Source organism: Legionella geestiana, assembly GCF_004571195.1.
GTDB lineage: Bacteria > Pseudomonadota > Gammaproteobacteria > Legionellales > Legionellaceae > Legionella_B > Legionella_B geestiana.
Genome location: NZ_CP038271.1, coordinates 1,379,684 through 1,402,774, shown reverse-complemented (window position 1 = coordinate 1,402,774; position 23,091 = coordinate 1,379,684). Strand labels below are relative to the sequence as shown.

Sequence of the window (23,091 nt, the reverse complement as noted above, 5' to 3'; positions counted from 1 at the left end):
TTTAACTCGTTGTTTTATCTACAAAACGCCGCAACCTTGGCTGCCAGGCCCAGGATGGAATGCATAATAAAACCGGCAGCAGACAGCCAATCCCCGCTTATACCATTTTTGCAGGATTTACCCACTCGCGAAACTGCTCGGCGGTCAAAAAGCCAAGCTTCACACCGGCTTCTTCCAGCGACAAATTCTCATGGTGCGCCAGTTTGGCGATTTTGGCGGCTTTGTCGTAGCCAATGTGTTGATTGAGTGCCGTGACCAGCATCAGGGAGTGCTTAACGTAATAGTCAATCACCGGCAGATTAGGCACTATCCCCTCCACACAGAATTCACGGAAGGAACGGCAGCTGTCAGCCAGCAGATTTAACGATTGCATGACGTTAAAAATAATAACAGGCTTAAACACGTTCAGCTCAAAATTCCCCTGACTCGCAGCAATGCCAACCGTCACATCGTTACCAAGCACCTGGGTACACACCATGGTGAGGGCTTCACACTGGGTAGGATTGACCTTGCCTGGCATGATGGATGAGCCTGGCTCATTTTCCGGCAGCAACAGCTCGCCAATGCCACAGCGCGGACCTGAACCCAGCCAGCGAATATCGTTCCCAATTTTCATCAATGCGCAGGCGAGCGTTTTCATGCAGGCATGGAGCATAACCATCGGCTCGTGCGCGGCGAGCGCTTCAAACTTGTTGGGAGCCGAAACAAAAGGCAGGCCCGTCAGCTTCGCAATTTCAGCCGCGGCCTTTTCAGCAAACTGCGGATGCGTATTAAGGCCCGTGCCGACCGCCGTGCCACCAAGCGCCAGCGCGTAAATTTCCGGTAACACCTGTGTCAGGCGATGCAGGCAGGCATCGAGCTGCGCCACGTAACCGGAAAACTCCTGTCCAAGCGTCAGGGGAACCGCATCCTGAAGGTGTGTGCGACCAATTTTTACGATATGGGCAAAGGCCTCTGCTTTTTCATGCAACGCATCCCTGAGAGCGCGCACGGACGGCAACAGCTTGTCAGTCACCGCACGGGCGGCGGCAATGTGCATGGCGGTTGGGAAGGTGTCGTTTGAGGACTGCGACATGTTCACATCGTCATTCGGATGCACAGGCGACTTGCTGCCGAGTACACCGCCATGCATCGCAATGGCGCGGTTTGAAATCACCTCGTTCGCATTCATGTTCGACTGCGTGCCACTGCCCGTCTGCCAGACATGCAGCGGAAAGTGCTCATCAAGCTGTCCATCCATCACTTCACGGGCGGCCGCCTCAATGAGGCGCGCCTTTTCCGGCGGCAGTTTTCCGAGGGCTTCGTTGGTGCGCGCGGCAGCGAGCTTTAATATGCCAAAGGCATGCACGAGCTCTCGCGGCATGCGGTCATTGCCAATGTGAAAATGGTGCAGGGAACGCTCAGTCTGCGCCCCCCAAAGGCGGTCGCTGGCAACGGGTATCTCACCCATGCTGTCGGTTTCAATGCGTGTTGTGCTCATAATGATGCCCTCCAAAAACAATGGCCGAAAGTCTAACACAGACCCTTAATGCTATACCATTGTATCTATTCACCACATTTTGAATGCTTTAGGGGAACGGTTACATACCATTTACAATTACGCGAAACTGTGGCTCACTGAAACTTAAGGGCAGCACGGACGAAGCCCGAGGGAGAGACGCATGAAGCACACAGACTCAAACATCGGTTACCAGCCGGTGGTTGCGCAATCGCGCTTTGGAGTGTTGGGATGGCTTTATCTTCGCGACGAATCCTGCTACACACCAGAGGAACTGGCTTTTCGTGAACGTCTTCTGGAAGCCCGCGCACGTTCCGGTATGGACCGTGAACTGCTGGAAACCACAGACAGCTTTTTTGCCACGGCCCTCGAAGATGCCTTTATTGATGTGCATGCCGACTCCCTGTTGCTGGCAAGCCTTTACCGTCCAAAGCACCTGCTCACGCGCGATGCCTTTCACCTGCCATTAACGAACCACCGTAAAATGCGCTGGCAAACGCTTGAAACCCTTGCTCGCCGCGCAGGCGACTATCTCCTGATAAGAAACCAGGACCTTCCGCCAGAGCATCTGAACCAGCCCATGAATTATTTACTGCTCGATATTGTGCGCATGAGCCGAAAGCTCGCTGAAAACAACGACCCCGAATACGTCAGCACCGAGGCCCAGCTCCTTGAGCAGTATATCCGCGGCATGGAAGTCCACCTCGAGGGAGGAGACAGGCTCTTTCTCGCCGATTTTCGCGCCGCTCTTGAGCAGGATGTCAGCGCGGAAATCCAGCAGGTGATGCGCTCGCGCTTTCTGAAGCTCCAGCTTGAAGTGATTCGCCAGCAGGTGCGTGACATCGCTGAAGACCGCCATGCCCTCCTGCACTTCTCACTTTCACATGCACCGGTCAACAGCCATCCGTATCTGGAATATCTGGAATCTCCCCCCGACACCCACACCCTGAACCTGCGCGAGTTTCCAACGCTTGCCGCAAGCCTTTGTGCACGCGCGCCTCACGCGCTTGTCAGTGGATACACGCCAATCACCATCGACGCCGACACCCTTAGAGCCTGTAAAACATTGAGCCTGCCTGAGAAACTTGACCCGACACTGGCCGAGGCATTCGCAAAAGCCCTTGCCGATGTCCATGAGCTGTTGCGCTTTGACAGTATTCTGCACCAGCTGCTGCACCTTTTAGAGCAGGCAGGAGAAGTACTGACCCGCTTGCAGTTTCGCGAGGAAATTGATGCCTTTCTGCTGGATGTTGAAAACTTTATTCATCAATCAGGCGAGCCGATAACCTTCATTCGTGAAGCCAACCGTGCGGTGTATCAACGACAGCTTATGAAGGGGCGGGAAACAGGGATTCTCGCGGCTCTGCGTCCCAGAGGCCCTGCCAAATCCAGCGCTTTTCTTGAGAATCAGGACAGCCTGACGCTCAGTGTAGCGACCCGCACTCCGATGCAGCGCGCCATGCATCAACTGACGCAGCGCACCCACGAAGTGCGTGGCCACCTGCGGGAAGGCGCTACCCGTACCGAGGAAGAAGCACTTCTTGAAAGCACGCGACAGACCGCCGAACAATTGATGGAGAACATGCACCACTGGCGCGAGGCACGTCACCCGGGTCTGGCGGCACTGCCATCGCTGGCGCTTGCGCCTGAGGCTGCCCCGGCGATATCGCCACCCCCGCTCTTCGTTCCGGCTCACCCTGACACTCCCGTAACCAGTGCGGCGGTCATGCTGACACCTGGACTGATTCTTGTGATTCCACTGGCCATCTTTACCGTGCTCTTACTCGGGTTTTACCTCCACAGCCTGCTGCAGTCAGCGCGCCCCCCTGCCAGAGGGGGATTTTTTCAACGGCCTCCGGGCATTGCAAAACTGAACGAACCGCCGACTGGCACGCTTGACGCCGACACAGAAGTCGGAGGAGTTGAACGCGTCGAACCAGAAGCCGCAGCCGGACCCGCACCATTTGCATAAGGCTTCGAAAGCTCAGCAATTTTTGGCAGCAGTATCCAATTCCACCATGATTTACCGACTGCGCGGACACAGGCATAACGAGGCTCAGTCCTGACTTCATCGGTCTGCTTCATGGTTTCAAGCAAATGGCTTAGAAGGTAAGAGTTTAGCGAGCTGTCAGGATTGGCCGAATCCGCAGCCGACAACAGCATGCCAAGCTTTTGGGTGTTGGGCAAGGGCTTTTGAAGAATCTCGCGTGCCCCTGGCCCGCGCGTTCGACTGCAAACGCCTGTTCCCCAAATCTTCCACCCACCACTCTCATAGGTACGAATGGCTGAGGATGCAAGCGTGGTGAACACTTCCGGAGCAAGGCGGCTCACCCATTCATAGAGCCTGTCGTTAACGCGCTTATCCATATCGGCAACATGCGCGTGCGTAAAGCGCTCATCCGTTTTCGCGGCTTCACAGGTGCGCTGCGTATAAAGCGACAGTGCATCGTCAAACCGCCGTTTGCCGGTACCTTCATGGCTTTTACAGGCTTCACTCAACACCTGCAGACAGAAATAATCCTTACGAAACGTCTCAGGCAGCGCTCGCTGTGCAAACCACTCTTTTACGTTATCAAGCATCAAAGGATAAAGCCTTGCGACCAGCGCGATGTTCAACGCACCATCTTCCCTTCTGCCACCGGCAAATACCCACCCGAGCCGCTGTGCGCCACTTTCAGTGCTTTCCTTAAGATACTTACGTACGCTCTCACCTCTCTGGCGTGACCAGGTGCCGAGCCAGGAGGTCCCTTCATAATCCTTGTCTATAACACTGATTATCTGCGAGTTCAGGTATTCCGTATCAACATGGTCGGCCCAGGCAAACAGCGCATTGACACAGGCCGCAACCACCCGCTCATCGGCCGGGGAGGGGGGAGAAAAAAGTGTACCTGAAGACGAAGACAGCGGACTTTGCAACGAAAATGATGCGCCATTTACACGGTTGACATGTCGGCTGAAACGCACCTGCGGTATCAGTGCTTCCAGTTCTGCCAGAGCCGCGGAAAAAATCGGATTATCATCTGGCCCCAGTTTGTCTCGGATGTTACGCTCAAGGGCAATTTTAAGGTCCTCAAGCTCATCCCCAAAAGCACTGCTCACCTCCTGGGTCAATGCCCCCAGAGGAACCTGCGAATAATTGGTGATGCAGGTACGTAAACGTGTAACAAGTCCGGGGCGCAGCACCGTACCCGTTTCTGGGTCGATGGTATCGGCTAATATCGCGAGTGCATCCTCTGTCGTGCTTTGATAGCTGCCAGGCAGAAACGGACGACCCGCCCCAAAGGGGCTCGGGCGAATCAGTAAGGCTGCTGAATAGGCCTCGGATGAACCTACTGCACGCTGGCCTCGGGGTATAAAAGGGGGTGCAATATCTCCACTTGCGGTGGCAGCAGGAGATGCCGGCGGCCTCAACCTGAGAACCAGCTGCTCAAATTTTGAGAGATTCTCATCCAGTTGCGGCAGGAAGGCATCACGCCAGATTTCGTGGTAATTACGCTCCAGCAACTCCATATCAAAATGCGTTTCAAGCGCCCGGGCCTGCACTGCATCATGTGCGCTGGATGATGCATTCTGCTGTGAGCGGTCTGAGGAACCAAGACGGCTGTTCTGCGCGATTGCCCAGTTTTTTGCTGCCTGCCATGCTTCCGGGCACTCGAGCAAAAAGCGGTAAAACGCAGGTTTTGCGATACGCTTTGGACGCTGACTGGCCGGGTCTTCCTCACAGGCTTCACATCCAGGATACAAGACGGTGATATCGCGAAACTCGTTTTGCATTGCGGTAAAGACACTGAGAATATGGTCAACAAACGGGGCTTCATTAGCCTCGGGACTAAAAAATTTAGGGTATTGTTCTTCAAGTTTTTTTGATTTTGGCACACTGGGGCCTATGAAAAGCGCTGCCAGCTTTTCAAGAATGCTGGGCGGAACTTCCTGTGTATCAAGCGACTTATAATCAAGCTTCTCGTCCCCCAGATATTCCATGAGGCGCGCGCGAAGCACGTTTGGCTGCCACACCACAAGCGCCCGCAACATGACCGTAAACATCTGCTGGACAAATACCGGGCTTTGGGCCAAATCGCGAAACGCCTGCGGATTCAGATTGTAGCGCTTCCAGGATTCCGTAAAGTTCGGCAGCGGATTGGCCGGCCAATAGGTGCGCCCCTTTATGCAGGGAAAGTTATCGAGGTCTTCCCGCCGCATCTCCATCACTTTATGAATAACCGCCTCGAGCTCTCGAAGAATCCAGCGTATTCCCTTAATCAGCGAAGTAATGCCATATCCCCGCATGTCATTATCAATGGTTCCGTCAAGGCTCCAGTTGCCATCGTGGCGATCTTCATCCTGCGTCAGCCAGTCAGCCACCAGCAGTTCAGCAGCATTGTATTCTTCAAGGGTTTTTACATCAGGAAGCATAACACGCGCATCTTCCTCGGAACTGCCGGGTTTAAGCACGCTGTTACGTCCGGGGCCCCCACCAAGCAGCGGACGATATTTGGGAAGCTTTATCGACATAGAGCCGACTATCGCGCCGTTGCCGTCATAAACCAGGCGCTCTTCCGCGGCGCGCTCCCCGAGTATCATGCGCAGCCATACGCTGTAAGCGACTGAATAGCGTGCCAAAAGCGGCGGATAGGTAGCGTCAACCGGCTTATAGCAGCCGTACAGCAGGGTGCCGTCGCTCTCCGTCCAGGAGTATTTTGTTACAGGATGACCGGACTGCGAGATTTCCGCTTCCTTATCCGGTTCCGCAGTCAGGAGATCAAACCGCAACGCCTTCACTGGCATGGACATGGTGTGATCCTTACATTTTTAATCCGGCGAATGTTAATCTTAAGCAGATTGTCGCAGAAATTTCAAGAATTATGGCGCACCGGGGAAAATCATGCTGTGCGCAAAAAATTGTCACTTAGATGTTTAATGACATCCTCCCCGCGAAGGCGGGGAGGACACCAACAGGCAACTTATCCAACCATTTCATGTGCGAAAATGATGCTGTATTGCCCTGTTAAAGCGCATTAACCGCATTATCCGGCTCAGGCGCATCAGGGGTATTCTGCTCCAGTATCCTCTTGACCGTTCGATTAGTCACATGCGCCATGGCACTCGATTCCGTGCGGCTAAAAAAGCCGTAATCACCGGTTGCTTCGTGCCTCGATTGAATCGCCGCGCCTACCCATAACCCCAATGGCGGGAAAACGATGCTCACCGCAACCGCCACCGCCCAGACGACGGCATTAAGCGCCTGGCGAAGCCACGGGTCACGGTCCACATTCAATACAGCGTCAAACTGCGCTTCAGCCTGCTCCATGACGCCCGTAAAACGCGCATTAAGGTTGTCTGAAGCACCCCCTGCCGTCAGACGCTCGACTATCGCGACACGCATCAGCCCCTTAAAAGCCGCAACGTTTTGGTCAAAGCCTGAAAGCTTTGCCTGAGCCTCAACACCAAGACGCTCCAGTCGGGCACGAATGCGCCCGCATCCCTCATCAAGCGCCAGCGTTGCTTCATTCAGCGCACGCCCGACAGCCGCTTTACGGTTTTCTGGAACCGCCATCAGACCGTTAAAATACCCCTGAAGCACGACCCGGTCTGAATCCTCGGTCAAACGCATCAGTCCCTGAGCGAGAGATTGATGCGTGCACAATTGCCCGAATTGTGCGCTTTCCATCTCCGGAAAACGCACCAGCAGCCTCAGAGCAGCAGTTGGAATCACAGGAATACCCGCAGGCGTTCCGGCGACTATCGTATGCGCAAGCTGCAGTTTATCAGGCACATTCTGACTCTCGAGCCATTGCAACGCACGCGCCGCAACTTGCCCTTGATGCAGGGAAAAAGTATCGTCCGTATTCATTGCGACCAAAAGAGCACTGTATACAGTTTTTCCTATCGTAATAAATTCAGGAGCGACCGACTCATCGGCCTCGCTATTCTCCGATGGAACAGTAAGAAAAGCCTCTAAAAGGGTTAGAAGCCCTTTTTGTTTATCCTCTGACAAGACATAGCGGTGAATATGCAAAAGGTTATTCTTCAGCCAGACTTGTCCCGATTCTCTTTGCGCAATCTCATTAAAGGTTGGCAGAAGCTGGTAAAATACTGCAAAAACAGAAGGCTCTAAAAAGCCATTGAGCCTGTATTCAAGCGCAGCCAGAAACTGTAATACCTGGCGCCTTTGCTCGCAAATATTCTCTGACGTTGTGTTATTTTCCGAAAAAAAATCCAGCGTCTGCATCAAATCAGACGTTGAAACCCCAACGGCGTGCAGATTTAAGAGCGTCTTTGAAGTAACGTTATCAGGCGAGGCAAGCGCGTCTGCAAGCGCATTACGTGCTTGAACATCCTGCATGGCCAATACATCCCGTAAAATGCCGGCAAAACGTGGGGCATGGAGCAGATATGCCCAGACAGCGTGATGATTCTCTCCTAACGCTGCAAACCTCTCAGACTGCCCCAGTTTTTGCAGCCCCAGATGGCACAGCATCGCACTTTGAGTGCCATCCAGAGGTACGTCGATGGCGGACACGCTGCTGGAAGAGGCACTCGATGAAGAGCTGCTGGATGAGAAGGTCACACCAGACGAATCACCAAACAACGAGCGAACGCCATCCACAAACCCGCTAAAATCCTGGGTAAAAGCATCAGTCCAGACTTTTCCAGAACCCGAGTCATTCAAGGAATTAACCCGCATGCTCGACCACCGCTCAACCACCTCCGGGCGTACCGCATATTCTTCATCGAACAGTTCTTCAAGGAAAAGCTGAACCAGCGGAGCCGGCCCGATTTCTGCACGCAAATGCTCAAGAGCCGCGAGACCACCAATCTGCACCAGCTGATTAGAGGAGTTCGGAGCCTCAAGAGTCGCCGCGGAGACCACAACGGATTGACGACGCTCTTCTGGAGCCGCATTTGTGTTGGCAGAATGCAGGATAGCCCACTGCGACTTATCTTCGCGCCAATACAGGGCAAAACCACAGAGCTCCTGATTTGCGTTGAGGTAGGCGAAACTTAGATCTTTTGTTGGCAGTCCACCTTTGCCAAAGAAGCTTTGCAGTTCATTTTCATTGTTTATCAGCGGGAACAGTCCTAATACAACGGGCATTAATACACGTGCATCTGGCATACCCTGTACATAAGAAGAGGGTGGACACGCCAGCCACGAATTCAGAAGATGCTGCATCTCATTCGGGGTGGCCAAAAAAGGAGTACGCTTCTCAAGATCGGCTCTAATCTGTTGATCATTTGGCGACAGGCCGTGGGTTCTATGAATATAATCACTTAAAAGAGCACAGTCGGGAACTGACAGTATTTCATAAGACTGGTCTTCCTTGCGTTTGGCTTGAATACCAAGGTGTTCATACTCCACGCGCCCTTCAGTCAGAAGTGGGCCTTCACTGCTGCCAGTCGTAAATTTGTAGCAAATGCCCTCAGGCGTCTGGATAAATTCGAGGGTGCCATTGGATGGCTGAGTTTGAGAATATTCAACCGGACTTACTTCGCTTATCGTTAATCCGCAACTACGCGCTGTAAGGTTCATAACGTCACGACCGAAATAATCATTAATCGCTGCCGTAGAGCCAAAAATACCGTACATGTATAACCCCCATCGAAAACTTTCAGAGAATTATACCGCAAAAACGGTCAGGGATTGACCTTTTTTTGAAAAGAATGTGTAAATTATATGTTCAGCGGCTTGTGCAGTATAGACTGGTAAAGATGGAGCCTGAAAAAACGAAGAGCCCGGCTTTCAAAAAGGCCGGGCGGTATGCAGGGCGATGATATGGAAATCGTTATGGCGAAAGCTCGGCATTATTATAAAAGCGGCTGCCAGGTTTCTGGATAATACGCTTCAAGCTCGTTTGCCACATTCAATTCCGTAGCGCGCAGTTTAGCAGCAGATTCAGGGCGGGCAAAAAAACCAAAGTCGCGCGTGCGCGCCTCATTTCGCAAGTGGAGTGGAAGCATCACACACATACCTGCAAAAGGAATGGTCACCGACAAGAGAATGGAAAGGGTCCAGGTAATGGCGTTGAGTGCCTTACGAATCCATGGGGCCCGGTCCTGGTTAAGCGCATCGTAAAACTGGTTATCATCACGTTTAAGTGACTGTAGAGTTTCCCAAAAATTACGATTTCTACCTTCAACGGTGTGTGAACCGCTTAATGCAGTCCCAATAGCTGCGTATACCTGTGACTTGTATTTGTTGATATGCGAATCAAAAGATGTGAGTTTCCCACGGGCCTCCTCCCCAAGACGTTCCAGCCGCTCACGGATATCACGGCACCCGTCCTCAAGAGCCTGGCTTGCATGAGCCATCGTTACTGCGGCAGTTTTGGGATTAAGTCTTGAGTTATTCTGAAAATAACTGAATATCGTTTTTCGATGAGTTTCACTGCAATTGTTAAGGAGATTAAGCAGCGCCTCGGAAAATTCAGGATTGTTTGTCAAAGTCTCTACATATTCTGGAGTCACGTCTGGGAACATCTGAGACAGCTGTATATGAGGCATTTCAGTAACGCTGCCTGATACTGCGCGCGCATCCATGTCATTTGTGTAAGACGCCGAACGTGAATAAGCAGATATACGTCTTCTTAAATGGAACATAACGCCCCCTTTTTTAAAAGGGTCCAATCATGCACTAAAAATGACCAGTTATCAATCTTTTTTTAGGCGCCCTGATCGAGTTATGAATACTTATGCCTGACTATCTCTCACAAGTGCCGTTGGGTTTTGCAGACCACGCGGCAGGCGGTTGCCACGGCGGCCGCGCTCACCGGTATAATGCGCCAAATCCGCGGGCTTTAGCGTAAAATGGCGCTTTCCGGCGTGCACACAGAGCGCATCTGTTTCGTGAAGCACCTGCCAGTCCACCACGACTTCCTCTCGACTGGCGGCTTTGGTGCCGGCAATCTGAATGCACTTATTGCCCTTGCCGCGCGCCAGCACCGGCAGTTCATCAAGAGCAAACACCAGCAGACGGCCGGTGGAGGTCACGCAGGCCATGCGCGTTTCCCCCGCAATAAGGCGCGGCGGCAGAAGCCGACTGCCTTCTGGCAGCCGTACACAAGCCTTACCGTTTCGGTTTTTCACATAAAGCTCGGCAAGTGTCGTCACAAAACCATAACCCGCATCACTGCCAAGCAGTACACGCGTCTCGGGGTCCGCGGCAATCAATGCCTCAAACGCCACCCCTTCCTGCGGATTGAGTTTGCCGGTTAAAGGCTCGCCCTGACCACGCGCCGAGGGCAGGGCGTGGCCCGGCAGCGAATAGACCTTCCCCTCACCGTCAAAAAACACTACCTGCTGACTGGTGCGCGCCCGCGTCTGCGCTCGAAACGCATCTCCCGCCTTGTAGCTCAGCGTCTCACCATCCACCTCATGCCCTTTGGCCGCACGTACCCAGCCTTTTTGCGAGAGCACGACCGTAATCGGCTCGTTGGGCAGCAGGTCTTCTTCGCGAAGCGCCTGGGCTTCAACACGCTTAACCAGCGGTGAGCGGCGTGCATCCCCATACTGCAGGGCATCGGCAGCAATTTCATCGCGAACCAGTGCGCGCAGTGCGCGTTCATCATTAAGCAGTTTTTCCAGCGCCTCTCGCTCCTGTTTCAGCGCATCGGCTTCCGCTCGCAGGCGGATTTCTTCAAGGCGCGCGAGCTGGCGCAGTTTAATTTCAAGAATGGACTCAGCCTGTCGCACGCTTAACCCAAAACGCTCCATTAAGGCATCTTTGGGATTATCCGCATCGCGAATAATGGCAATCACTTCATCAAGGTTTAAAAACGCAATTAAAAGTCCTTCCAGCACATGCAGCCTGTCAAGCACCTTCTCAAGACGAAACGCGAGACGACGATGAACCGTCTGCAGCCGGAACACGAGCCACTCCTGTAAAAGGCTCAGCAAATCACGCACCCGCGGCTTGCCGTCAAGCCCGATGAGGTTAAAATTAACGCGGTAGCTGCGCTCAAGATCGGTCGTTGCAAAGAGATGCGACATCACCCCCTCGACATCCACCCGATTCGAACGCGGCACAAGCACGAGGCGCGTTGGGTTTTCGTGGTCGGATTCGTCGCGTACGTCTTCAATCATTGGCAGCTTTTTCTGCTGCATCTGTGCCGCTACCTGCTCAATGATTTTCGCCCCCGACACCTGCCACGGGAGGGCGGTAATCACAATGGCGTGTTTCTCAACACGGTACACGGCGCGCGCGCGTACAGAACCGTTACCACTCGCATAAAGCGCACGCAAAGCACTCTCTGGGGTGACAATTTCACATTCCGTGGGAAAATCTGGCCCCTTAATGCAGGCGAGTACCGCATCAAGTGAAGCCTCGGGATTATCAAGCAACAGCTGACAGGCCGCCGCCACTTCCTTAAGATTATGCGGCAACAAATCCGATGACATGCCAACGGCAATTCCGGTGGCGCCATTTAAGAGCACATTAGGCAGGCGCGCCGGCAGGAGCCTCGGCTCTTTGAGCGTGCCGTCAAAATTATCGGTCCAGTCAGTGGTGCCCTGACTCAACTCCGAGAGCAGCACATCCGCATAAGGCGACAGACGCGCTTCTGTGTAGCGCATTGCAGCAAAGGACTTAGGGTCGTCTGTTGACCCCCAGTTGCCCTGGCCGTCGACAAAAGGGTAACGGCAGGAAAAAGGCTGCGCCATCAGCACCATCGCCTCATAACAGGCGGAATCACCGTGCGGATGAAATTTACCGAGTACATCCCCCACCGTGCGCGCAGACTTCTTATATTTGGCGCCAGCCTTAAGACCAAGCTCCGACATCGCATACACAATCCGCCGCTGCACAGGCTTCAGGCCATCCGCAAGATGCGGCAGGGCACGGTCGAGAATGACGTACATGGAATAATCAAGATAGGCTTTCTCGGTGAATTCTGTCAGCGGGCGGCGTTCGATGGACTCTGTCATGCTGTAAAACCTGTTGCGGCGGATAACCCCCTATGCTGCCTGCAATGGCCGAATTGGTCAAGTGATGGGCGTTTTAAATGCAGAAACAACGATTTAAAGAAATGTGAATAATTTTTTGAGCAACGTTTAATAATTCAAAGCAACATTTTTAAGTAATTGATTAATTTGAGTTTTATTTTTTGCGCACAAGTGCATCCTGTGGATAACCTTGTGCGCAAATCATGAATAAGTGAAAAATTCACGGCGTTACTGTAAAGTGTTCTCCGTCTGCAATGGCGCGTCCTCTTCCTGTTCCAGCGTATCGGCAAGCCGCACCATCGCCTTTGAAAGCGGAGCGGGCAGGAGCGGGCGCTTCTGTTTATCTGAGGGCGCGTCCACTCCAAGCCGTAAGGCCATGAAAGAGCCGGCGCTCAAGGTGAGAATAAAAATAAGACTCATGCTCATCATGCCTGCCACCGTCAGCGTCATCATGGTCAGAAAATAAAGCTCGGTCACGTGTATCAGAAGATAGACCTCAGTATCGCGCCATGACGCGTCACGAAACCGATAACGGTCGGCGAACAGGCGATAGTGCGGCAATTTTTTCGGGCATGCAGCCACGTCAAGACTGCGCTCAAGTGCCTTCAGATAAAATTCAGGCTGTTGCGGATAGCGTTTCAGGCAGTTTTGCGTCGCCTCTAAAACCGGTTTCAGCACTTCTTGCCGCGCCTCGGGAAAAAAATTCTGGCGCTTTCTAAAGGCGCGTTCAGCGCGAGCCAGCGGATGACGCCTCGGCGGCAGCACTTCAATGCATCGGATTTTATACGCCTCAGCTACTCGATAAAGGGCCATCGGTGTCAGCAAAAAAGGAACCGGCAGCCACGACTGTCGCGCCAGTTTTCCGCCCAAAAAGAGCGGCATTTTAAGAGGAATCTCTGCCAGACGCAGGGCAAACAATGCCGAGTGCGTGCAGTTATGCCAAAAGAGCTGGTATCTACCCGGGTCGTTGAAGGAGGATTGCGCAAATTTCTTGCAAAAATCTGCAAACGGCACCCGGCTTTTAAAGTTTACAAAAAGGTCATTTTCACGATTATTGACCTGATGTTTCCGTAATTTTTGCATCGCAGGGTCTTCATCCGTATGCCAGATATAGACGCCGCGCCATTCATCGAAACCCGTTTGATACCCGGCCTCCCGCGGTTTTGCCCGCGCATAAATGCGCGCGCTTGAACCATCACCGAGGATATTCAGCTGAATCCACATCACGACCTCATTACTGACAAAAAACTGTGTTACCCAAAAGCGAGGGTGACATGGTAGGGAGATTGCGGCAGAATGGCAACGGGTTTGCGCGTCTCGCGCAATGACTGAACGCGGGCCTCGGCGACAAACGCGCATGCATATACCAAAAACACCCGTCTCTTCTTTTCTGACCATGAGCTTTCGTGTCGGGCTTGCTTTCGCGCTGATGGCCGTCATCCTCCCGCTTTCACCGAAAATGCCCTCAATAAGCCTTGATGGCGCCTGGGCATATGCGCTCTCAGAGGCCGTTGGCCGCGGACTGGTGTTTGGACGCGACATTGTTTTTACGCTTGGGCCTTACGCGCCGGTGTATACCAAAGTTTTTCATCCTGCGACTGATGCACTCACACTATTCGCCGGGCTTTTGCTCGCACTTTCAACCGCTGGCGGGCTTTATCTGCTCATGCGGGGGCGTGGATGGCAGCCTCTCGCTGTCTGGTTCCTGCTGCTGCCAGGAATTGCCTGCTCGCGGGATGCCCTGTTCCTTGCCATTCCCCTGATTGCAGGGCTTGGTCTTTTGAAAACAACACGAGCGGTCAGTGCGGCGGGTCTGCTGGCGCCCATTGGCCTGCTGGCACTGGTGAAGGGCACGTTTCTCCTTTTTGGCATGGCGGTGCTCGGCCTTTCTGCCTGCCTGCTGATAAAACGCCGCGAGGCAGGAACACTTTTGTCGCCGCTGCTTACCATGAGTGTCTTTTGGATGCTGGCAGGACAGCCTGTCGGCGCGCTTTTTGACTACCTCTCTACCTCCATACACATGGCACTGGCCTTCAGTGAGCCGATGGCACTGGGTGGACCATTGTCTGACATTCTGCTGTATCTCAGCAGTGTCACCGGTATCTTGTGGGTTCTGCTAAAGTCTCGGGAGATGACATCGAGGACGCGCCGATGGGTGGTAACACTGTGCTTTCTTTACCTTTTTGTGTGTTTTAAAGCCGCTTTTACGCGCCATGGCGGACATGCCTTCACTGCGGCTCTGGCACCGCTGCTGGTTACACTTTTGCTGCCCGCTTTTGTGCGCCTGCGAGATGTGCTTCCAGCTCTTGTGCCTGCTGCCATCACTTTTTTCACCATCACAGCGAACGCTACCGCACCCGATCTCCTGCGCAACAGCCTCATCACCTGGCGCACCTTCCAGCATGGCATTCATATGCGCCTGACCCATCCTGAATGGCTCCGTGAAAATCATGCGCTCACGAGGATGTACTGGAACAGTCGCACCCCGCTGCCGCAACTGCCGGGCCGCGTTGATATCTATTCTTTCGATCAAACCACGCTGCTCGCGGCAAACCTCAACTGGTCGCCACGTCCGGTGTTTCAAAGTTATTCCGTTTTTGACAAAACGCTTGCCGGGATGAACCGTGCCCATTTGCTGGGCGAGCACGCCCCCGATAATATTCTTTTTCGTCTGGCACCTGTTGATAATCGACTGCCTGCACTCGAAGACGGCGCAAGCTGGCCGGCGCTGTTGTCTTTGTACCAGTCAAAAGGAGTTGTTCAGGGTTTTTTGTGGCTCGAAAAAAAACGGGAAGCGCCATTGAATCTGCCGGCGCCAGAGCGCGATTGCAAACGCTTTAAACTGGGTGAGGCCGTTAGCGTCGCGAAAAATGAACGGACTTTTGCGACACTGCAAATCAAGCCTTCTCTCACCGGTCGTCTCATCACCACGCTCTACCATGCCTCTCCTCTTCATATTAGTCTGACGCGCTCAGACAACACTTTGAAGCGCTACCGGATAAATGCCAGCATGGCAGAAGCAGGCTTCCTGCTCTCCCCACTCGTTGAATCCACAGACGATTTTGCGGCTTTAAGCGCGGGACAGACACTTCAACGGGAGTCTTTTGTTTCTACATTTACAGTAGAGGCACACCACATCTGGCAATGGCAGAGGCATTTCACCGTATGTCAGTGGGCGGAATGACGGGCTCTGACCATGGCCACTCATCCAGCATTCCTTTAATATTTTGATTGACTTACTCTGGCAATAACGGAGAATGCGCTGAGTTTTTTCTGGCTTATGCCTTTACGTGAAGGAGTACTGCAATGACCGTTATCCGAAGAATCCGCATGCAACTGAAAGACGGAATCCACCCCAGTGAGATTTCCCCTCCGTATGCTGACTTTTTGTTGGAACATGCCACTGAATTAATGGGATTGCGCGATCAGTCTGGAGAGCCGCTCATCAGTGCCGTTATTCCACGGTGTAACACCGCGGGAAGCGTCTTCGTCACAGACATTTGCTTTCCTTCTGAGGCAGCCTATGCCTGTTATGAGGAACATCATGCCACAGTCATGCGCTCCAGAATCCCAGCGACCTATCCCGCCGCGGCCAGCAGCGAAAAATCGCCTTTTGAGTACAGAATTCACACGAATCAACCGGATAAGCTGGTGGATTTTAACGCTCTGCTTCCTGATTCAGAAACACTGACGCCCATCACGCCGGCTGCAACAACAGCTCCCCACGCAGCAACTGGCAGCTTTTCATTCTGGGGCGCGGGTCAAAGGCCCAATACTGAATGCCCTGCCGCCAGCTCCATTTCCCCATGTGCGTCCAGCGATACCGATTGTCTCGCGTGGCCTTGACCCGGTAAAGGAGAAGGCACTTTAGTGAAAAGGCTTAAGCCTGAAACACCGGAAGGACGCGCGGGCCTGGAGAGACGTTGGGTAACCAGCACTTCTTCGGGTATCGCCGCCCGCAGCCTGTCGTAATGCTCGGCTATTTTAAGCGCCCTCGCCTGCATTAACGGTTTTAATAACGCCCCCGGGGTCCACGCGACCCGGGAGGGGGGCGCATCGGTGATACGAAAGCCCCAGCCACTGAAATAACTGGTAATGGCAAAATGCTCTCCCATACGGCAATCGAGTTCGGTATCAAGGGGAAAATATACGCCGTTTGCATCGACAGACGGGCTTATTGTCAGCGCAAAACTTCTGCAGGGCGCCTTGCCCTCTTCAACCACTTTACGTATGCCGCCGCTTAATATCTGGGCATCAACGGCACTTACGAGGCGGCTTATAGCTCCAATCACCTGAATCCAGTACACGCGGCGCTGATGCTCGTGCCACCTGTCCCAGTAATCGCTGTAGATGTCGCAGGCAGCTTTCAGCTCATTAAGATTAAAATGATACCCCTCGTACACGTCCGTGGGGGTAAACCGGGCGTTAAAATCGGAAAGCAATACCTGCGTGGCCTCGCCGATTTTGCCGGTTTCAGCAAGTTGAGTGTCTGCTGTCAGCGTGCAGGCGAGCGTCTCAAAATCGAAGACTGATGGAGGGTATTCAAATCCCTGCGGAAACTGCTTTTCAATCGTAAGAAGTGCCTGCAGCAACAGCGCGTCATTCTTTGTCTGATAAAGCACCTCCATGGCCTCTTCAAACATCCAGAGGTCACCCGCCCCCAGCATGGCACCGAGGGGAGTGGCGTGAATCATTCTGCCCCGGGAAGCCTCAAGGCCTCTTGCAAATTCTTCGGCTGAGGATTGCACAAAAAGCAGAGCGGGACTTGCAATAAAGCATGCCGTTGCAGCCTTCGCATCTCCCCGAACGACAGCCGTCAACAGGTTTGACGCCTCTGGCGCGAGTATGTCCACAGGCTCATCAGAAAAACAGGTACTGGCACTTGCCGCCATGGATACTCCTTAGGGTCGGTTGACAATTGGTGACACGGCTGCAAACCACGTCAATTTTCAATGACACCGGCCATGCTGTCCAGTGATTCACCCGTTAATCGATAAACCGTCCATTCATCCATGGCTCTTGCGCCTAAACTTTTATAAAAACGAATGGCAGGCTCATTCCAGTTCAATACCCACCACTCCAGCCGACCGCATTTTCTCTCTTTAGCCAAATGCGCAAGATACACAAGCATGCTTTTCCCAATCCCGTGTCCGCGCGCCTCGGGCTTGACGTAGAGATCTTCAAGATAAATGCCGGGCCTGCCCAAAAACGTAGAGAAATTATGGAAAAAAAGCGCAAAACTCACCGGTTTATCGTCCAGATAACCGATAATCACTTCAGCATGTGCACGAGGACCAAAGAGCGTTTCCTCGAGAAGTGCTTCTGTTGCCACCACCTCATGCAGCAATTGTTCATACTCAGCAAGTTCTTTTATGAACTCTAAAATTAAAGGAACCTCACGCACGGTTGCAAATTTAATGCTAAAGTTTGAATGCATTTTAGACTCACACAATGTTGAATGGTAAAAAAATAGTGGCAATCGCTGCGTCCTGCATGTACACGCACCCGGAGGTGGTTCCTCTGACCGAGGCCCGCCCCCACACACAGGACCTGGCCTTTGATGAATGGAGCCAAAACCTGTTAACAGGGGGGTGAGGCATGGCGCTAAAATTATTATCGATTTCAGAAGTAAAGCAAAACATTACCATGGCAGAGGCCATAGACGCCATGGAAAGCGCGTTTGTGCAACTGGCAGAACATCAAGCCACGCTGCCGATGCGAACGGGCATACCGGTTGGGAACAATGGCCTCGCACTCACAATGCCCGCTTATTTATCCAAAGAAAACATCCTCGGTTTAAAAACGGTTTCTGTGTTTCCTGATAATGTGAAACATGGCAAGCCGTCTATTAATGGCACGATTTTACTGCTTGACGCGGCAACTGGCGAGCCGCTGACACTGATGGATGCGGGATATTTAACCGCACTGCGTACAGGCGCTGTTTCTGGTTTGGCAACAAAATATTTCTCCCTCGATAAACCCTCAACGGTAGCGATTGTGGGTGCCGGGGCACAGGCAGTCACCCAACTGGAAGCCGTAGCGGCTGTGCGTGAGATACAAAAAGTCATGGTCTGGTCACGGCATCTGGAAAGTGCGAAAAAATTTGCCAAAAAAATGGAAAACACCTGCAACATTCACGTGTGCGAAGCGCTGTCACCGGCTTTAAAAGCGGCCGATATCATTTGCACCGCGACCGCAGGCACAGAGCCTTTGGTGCATTTGGAAGGCCTTAAACCCCATGTGCATATCAACGCGGTTGGCTCACATACCCCCCTCATGCAGGAAATCAGTGGTGAAGTGCTCAAGAACGCCGTGGTGATTGTTGACCAGCTTGAAGCCGCGATGCATGAGGCCGGTGAAATTATCGAGGCGGTTAAACAGCAAAACATCACAAAAGCGTCAATTATCGAACTGGGCTCCTGGTTACTAAAAAAAGCTCCGCCAATTCAAGAAAAACGTACGGTATTTAAATCAGTTGGTCTTGCCATTCAAGATTTGGCGGTGGCACACGTTGTGTACCAGAATACGTTAAAACGGCATGCAGGCTCTGTGTTTAAGCTTGATTAGGCAGCTTTTTTACAGTTTTCTTAAACGCACCGGATTGCTTAATGGTCAAATTCATAGTCATCAACCAGTCCATTGTCTACTTCTGCTTTTGCCAGCAAAATGTCTCTAATAAACTCATAGGATAATTCAGGGTTTTCTTCTGCAAGCTTTCCTATTTTGGCCCAGTGTTCAATTTGTCCAGCCCCAGAGCGAGACATCACTTCACCAAACGCTTTAGCTTGTTTAACTAATGTATCGGATAACCGTACTGATTGAGCCATGTCTATTCTCCAGCATGATGGTTTTATTAATTATGGCATACTGCGGCAAAAAATCGCAAATTACCACAGATGGCTTTTAATCTTTTATTTTAAATCGTTATGTTTTTATTGCTACCTGGTTATGCATATCGCATGCAAGCCTCTGTTCGAGTGTTTTTTATGAAGGGATGCCCTGTCGAGTCCGTGCTCAATGACGTTTGTTAACACAATAAACCAGCCACATCTCAAGAGGAGCGAGAGCAGCTGGTATATGCTATTCACTAAATAGCTAAAATAGCTTGTTTATCAGCAATGCTGTCATTCAGGTTAATATAGAAATAATTCCGGAAAAAATTATTATTCGCCTCGGATTTAAATGTTTAATAAATACAAATAATTAAGAGCTATAGTTTATTTTTTAGTCAATAATGAGATTGACTTTTCTTTTCGCCTCTCATGGCCGTTCTCGCTCATGCTGCACTCAAACCGAAGTATATCGCCAGGCTGGCATTGAAGTGCCTCGCAGATTGCATTAAGAGTTTCTATTCGGATGGCCCTTGCCTTTCCATTCTTGAGAATGGAGAGATTCTGAATGGTAATACCAACTGCACGGGATAACTCCTGTAGTTTCATCTTACGTCTGGCAAGCATGACATCCAGCTCAACAATGATCGCCATTGCCATCTCCTAAACAGTCAATGCCTGTTCTTCAGCCATCTTCTGACCACCTTGCATCACTCTACCAATAAGCATCAGAACCATCGCCAGAAAAATGGAGGTTATGTTTTCCATGGTAAATGAAATACTAATGTATCTCTGTCCGGGTGGATTATTAAGGGAGGATGCCAGGCTAAAAAATACATGGCTCAGTGGTTGCAAAAACAATGCGCTAAAAAAGAAAACCGTGCCAAGTTTACGATAGTACCCGGCATTAGACTCACTAAAAACAATGCCATTTGCATAGTTGCTGCAAAGTTTAAGCAGGATGTAGACCCCTAAAAAGATTGGAAATATGGAAAGGGTCGACCCGCCAAATCCAAGCATTCTTGTAAGAGGAGAGGCCCAGGCCTTCGGCAGGTCCGCATGAGAGGAAGCGAACATCCCCAGCAATCCGGCACTGAAAGAATTATCAGTAAAAACCCATGGAATAATCAGGACAGCCACCGAGGCCGCCAAAAAAACATACAAAAACGCATGGATTGTGCTGGTGATTACGGTTACTCCATACTCTTTCATCATCAGGCCTCGAGAAATAAGAACAGAAATAGCATAGTCGAAAACAAAAACATGTCAATAATATTTTATTGAAAGTCGTTATGTTTTTATTGCTGCCTGGTTATGCATATCGCATGCATGTCTCTGTTCGAGTGCTTTTTAAGAAGGGATGCCCTGTAGAGTCCGTACTCAATGACGTTTGTTAACACAATACACCAGCTACTTCTCAAGGGGGGTGAGAGCAGCTGGTATATGCTATTCACTAAATGGCTAAAATAGCTTGTTTATCAGCAATGCTGGCTTCTTCAATATTGCCCACAACATTACCTGCGTTAAGCCTGAACAGCGCATGAATGTTTTTTGCCTGGCTGTACACCCCATTTTCTTGTCTTAAAACAACCGTGAAAGGCAAAGGATCATCAGCGCCTTTTTTACAAAACGTTAACTGGTAGCTGCTCGAGCCATTTTCTTCGTTTTGACTGGCAGGCTTTTCCTCTTCATACGAAGGTGTAATTGTAATATTCAGTTCCTCTAAATCCACATAATGTTGATTTAAAAACTGACCGAGCCTTTCTCCTTTGCCATTTTGCAGCTGACCCTGCAGACTGAGTGCGTCTGTATGACTTTGACCTGCGGCAAGACGCGAAATACCATGTACTATAGCGATTATTGGCGAAAACATCAGTGTGACTGCAAAGACAAATAATAGACGAGCAATATCAAAAGGGAAGCCAATTAAAAAAAGAGGTGCTGCTAAAACCCAGAATAGAGAATTTTTACGGGCATTCTCAAGACTTAATTCGAAAAATTTGTATAAAACAAAGGGAATATACAAAGTTAAGTAATCGAATATTCCTACATGAGGTTTAGGACTTAAAATAGAAGGTTTTCCCAGCAGTACATGGGATGTATCCCTAAGCTTTTGTAAAAACGTTGTACGTAAAGTTCGAGCATGAGGATACGTTTGAGTCTCTATTATTTCTCTCAGTGGAGAGAGAAAACTGTAAGCCATCATTTAAAACCTTTGACGAAAAAGCGTTATGGTACATTGTGTACAAATATGATGCAAGCCTGTATCGCATGACTTACGCCAGGCACTCCCTGAAATACAGGGATTTTCGGTGCGAAACCTGCAACGCATGAAGCAATTTGCCATGCTGTATTCCAATGTCTCAATTACGACACAAGCTGTGTCGCAATTGCCTTGGGGGCATATTACCAGCTTAATGCAAATGGTCAAAGATGATACTACCCGTGAATGGCACATTTCACAAACCATCAAAAATGGCTGGTCACGCTCAATCCTCGAAATGCAGATAGAGAGTGGTTTGTGCGAACGCCAGGCGATGACCCACAATAAAACCTCCAACTACCATCAGCATTTACCTGCACCACAATCTGATTTGGCGAATGAGATATTGAAAGATCCATTCAATTTTGATTTCCTGACTATACACGGCAAAGCAAATGAAAGAGCTGTTGAAGATGCGCTGGTGACACATATCCGTGAATTTCGTGCGGAGCTGTTTCTTAATCAAATAAAGTATGCCGGGACTATCGGAACAAGTCGGGCAGCCGCTAAGCCCTTGGTTTGCCAGTCCCGATAGTACTTTTCCAAACAGGGACAAATAAGCAATATAGAACCAAAAATACCTGCGGCAGGCATGCACTATAGTTTAATGGCTCTTGTTGCTATCATTATTGGCAGGAATTTTTCAATTAAAAATCGCGGTGATGGATGCTCATCTTCATAAAAACCTGATAAAAGAAATCCGGCCTCAAGCTGTTCGTTAATTTGACTCGTCAAGCTATGCCCAAAAACAAAGGCCTCTTTCTTATTTAGTTTTTCATTCAGCATACCCTGGGGAAGATGTTCAATATCTGCATAGGGCAAAGCGTATTCTGGCTTTAATAAACCTTGTGCTTCCAGCTCTTTATTTTTACCAAAAACAAAGACAATCGGATTATAAAAACTCGCCAGGAGCACTCCTCTGGCACGCAGTACTCTATAGCATTCCTTCCAGACAGGCTTTAAATCTGGTACGTATAAATTTGATATCGGGTGAATAATGTAATCAAATGAGGAATCATTAATCCCTTTTAATTCACGCATATCACCACGAACAGTTTTCAATATTAGATTATTGCATTTTGCAACGTTGCTATCGTGTTCAAGCTGTTTATCAGAAATGTCAAAAACTGTAACATTGGCACCGGCTGCAGCCAATACTGGTGCCTGCTGTCCACCAGCAGAAGCCAAACACAGTATATCCTTACCTTTAATATTTTTGGGAAGCCAGCTTTCTGGAATCGGTTTTTTGGTGATATGAATATCCCACTGACCTCTTTTTGCTGCTTCAATCAGCTCTGAAGACACCGGCTTTGACCACTCATTTTGTAAAATCGCCTGCTGATTCCATGCGGCTTCATTATGAGCAAGAAAATTAACAGCCTCACGGTTATTTTTGATGGTTGACATGGGGGTGTGAAAAGAAAAAACGATATTGTTTAGACTGGCTCCCCGGACAGGACTCGAACCTGTGACCTAATGATTAACAGTCATCCGCTCTACCGACTGAGCTACCGGGGAATGAGCCGCAATCTTAAAACGATTCGGCCCTGTGGTCAAGCACT

Annotated in this window: 16 protein-coding genes and 1 tRNA gene; 3 read left to right on the top strand and 14 right to left on the bottom strand. The window is 50.8% G+C overall.

What is annotated here, in order from left to right:
* Nucleotides 1-97: 97 nt before the first annotated feature.
* The 6 genes from fumC to E4T54_RS06140 form a co-directional block, all read right to left on the bottom strand.
* The gene (fumC, locus tag E4T54_RS06165; RefSeq protein ID WP_028385845.1) at nt 98-1,480 is read right to left on the bottom strand and encodes a class II fumarate hydratase; all 1,383 of its coding nucleotides are present in this window, start codon (nt 1,478-1,480) and stop codon (nt 98-100) included.
* 1,863 nt (nt 1,481-3,343) lie between these two features.
* On the bottom strand, nt 3,344-6,289 hold the full coding sequence (locus E4T54_RS06160; RefSeq protein ID WP_028385843.1) for a hypothetical protein: 2,946 nt from the start codon (nt 6,287-6,289) through the stop codon (nt 3,344-3,346).
* 214 nt (nt 6,290-6,503) lie between these two features.
* Nucleotides 6,504-9,086: a hypothetical protein gene (locus E4T54_RS06155; protein ID WP_028385842.1), complete on the bottom strand. Its 2,583-nt coding sequence runs from the start codon at nt 9,084-9,086 to the stop codon at nt 6,504-6,506.
* 218 nt (nt 9,087-9,304) lie between these two features.
* Nucleotides 9,305-10,036: a hypothetical protein gene (locus E4T54_RS06150; RefSeq protein WP_135100399.1), complete on the bottom strand. Its 732-nt coding sequence runs from the start codon at nt 10,034-10,036 to the stop codon at nt 9,305-9,307.
* A gap of 150 nt (nt 10,037-10,186) precedes the next feature.
* Nucleotides 10,187-12,418 carry a DNA topoisomerase IV subunit A gene (gene parC / locus E4T54_RS06145; protein ID WP_028385840.1) on the bottom strand — a complete coding sequence of 744 codons (2,232 nt, stop codon included), beginning with the start codon at nt 12,416-12,418 and terminating at the stop codon, nt 10,187-10,189.
* 246 nt (nt 12,419-12,664) lie between these two features.
* Nucleotides 12,665-13,660 (bottom strand): hypothetical protein, encoded by a 996-nt coding sequence (locus E4T54_RS06140; RefSeq protein ID WP_028385839.1) that lies wholly within the window; start codon nt 13,658-13,660, stop codon nt 12,665-12,667.
* A 133-nt stretch (nt 13,661-13,793) separates the two neighbouring features.
* Between E4T54_RS06140 and E4T54_RS06135 the strand changes: the two genes are divergently transcribed.
* On the top strand, nt 13,794-15,620 hold the full coding sequence (locus E4T54_RS06135) for a hypothetical protein (protein WP_131793719.1): 1,827 nt from the start codon (nt 13,794-13,796) through the stop codon (nt 15,618-15,620).
* A 577-nt stretch (nt 15,621-16,197) separates the two neighbouring features.
* Here the strand turns inward: E4T54_RS06135 and E4T54_RS06130 are convergent.
* Together E4T54_RS06130 and E4T54_RS06125 are read right to left on the bottom strand one after the other, a co-directional pair.
* Nucleotides 16,198-17,328, bottom strand: coding sequence for a hypothetical protein (locus tag E4T54_RS06130; RefSeq protein WP_028385837.1), 1,131 nt, complete (start codon nt 17,326-17,328; stop codon nt 16,198-16,200).
* A 50-nt stretch (nt 17,329-17,378) separates the two neighbouring features.
* Nucleotides 17,379-17,873 carry a GNAT family N-acetyltransferase gene (locus tag E4T54_RS06125; protein ID WP_028385836.1) on the bottom strand — a complete coding sequence of 165 codons (495 nt, stop codon included), beginning with the start codon at nt 17,871-17,873 and terminating at the stop codon, nt 17,379-17,381.
* A gap of 161 nt (nt 17,874-18,034) precedes the next feature.
* Here E4T54_RS06125 and E4T54_RS06120 point away from each other — a divergent pair, with 161 nt between their 5' ends.
* A complete protein-coding gene (locus E4T54_RS06120) occupies nt 18,035-19,003 on the top strand; it encodes an ornithine cyclodeaminase family protein (RefSeq protein WP_035901741.1) in 969 nt (322 codons plus the stop codon).
* A 38-nt stretch (nt 19,004-19,041) separates the two neighbouring features.
* On the opposite strand, the gene E4T54_RS06115 is transcribed toward E4T54_RS06120, so the two are convergent.
* The 4 genes from E4T54_RS06115 to E4T54_RS06100 form a co-directional block, all read right to left on the bottom strand.
* Nucleotides 19,042-19,263, bottom strand: a complete 222-nt coding sequence (locus E4T54_RS06115; protein ID WP_028385834.1) for a ParD-like family protein — start codon at nt 19,261-19,263, stop codon at nt 19,042-19,044.
* 390 nt (nt 19,264-19,653) lie between these two features.
* Entirely contained in the window at nt 19,654-19,920 is a 267-nt protein-coding gene (locus E4T54_RS06110) for a helix-turn-helix domain-containing protein (protein ID WP_028385833.1), read from the bottom strand.
* A 9-nt stretch (nt 19,921-19,929) separates the two neighbouring features.
* Nucleotides 19,930-20,481 carry a DUF2975 domain-containing protein gene (locus E4T54_RS06105; protein WP_081776697.1) on the bottom strand — a complete coding sequence of 184 codons (552 nt, stop codon included), beginning with the start codon at nt 20,479-20,481 and terminating at the stop codon, nt 19,930-19,932.
* 238 nt (nt 20,482-20,719) lie between these two features.
* Nucleotides 20,720-21,472, bottom strand: a complete 753-nt coding sequence (locus E4T54_RS06100) for a hypothetical protein (RefSeq protein WP_131793720.1) — start codon at nt 21,470-21,472, stop codon at nt 20,720-20,722.
* A gap of 106 nt (nt 21,473-21,578) precedes the next feature.
* On the opposite strand from E4T54_RS06100, the gene E4T54_RS06095 reads away from it, so the two are divergent.
* A complete protein-coding gene (locus E4T54_RS06095; RefSeq protein ID WP_238582836.1) occupies nt 21,579-22,064 on the top strand; it encodes a DUF1016 N-terminal domain-containing protein in 486 nt (161 codons plus the stop codon).
* A 62-nt stretch (nt 22,065-22,126) separates the two neighbouring features.
* On the opposite strand, the gene E4T54_RS06090 is transcribed toward E4T54_RS06095, so the two are convergent.
* Both E4T54_RS06090 and E4T54_RS06085 read right to left on the bottom strand, forming a co-directional pair.
* The gene (locus E4T54_RS06090; RefSeq protein WP_028385830.1) at nt 22,127-22,936 is read right to left on the bottom strand and encodes a class I SAM-dependent methyltransferase; all 810 of its coding nucleotides are present in this window, start codon (nt 22,934-22,936) and stop codon (nt 22,127-22,129) included.
* 35 nt (nt 22,937-22,971) lie between these two features.
* A tRNA-Asn gene (locus tag E4T54_RS06085) sits at nt 22,972-23,047 on the bottom strand.
* Nucleotides 23,048-23,091 lie beyond the last annotated feature (44 nt).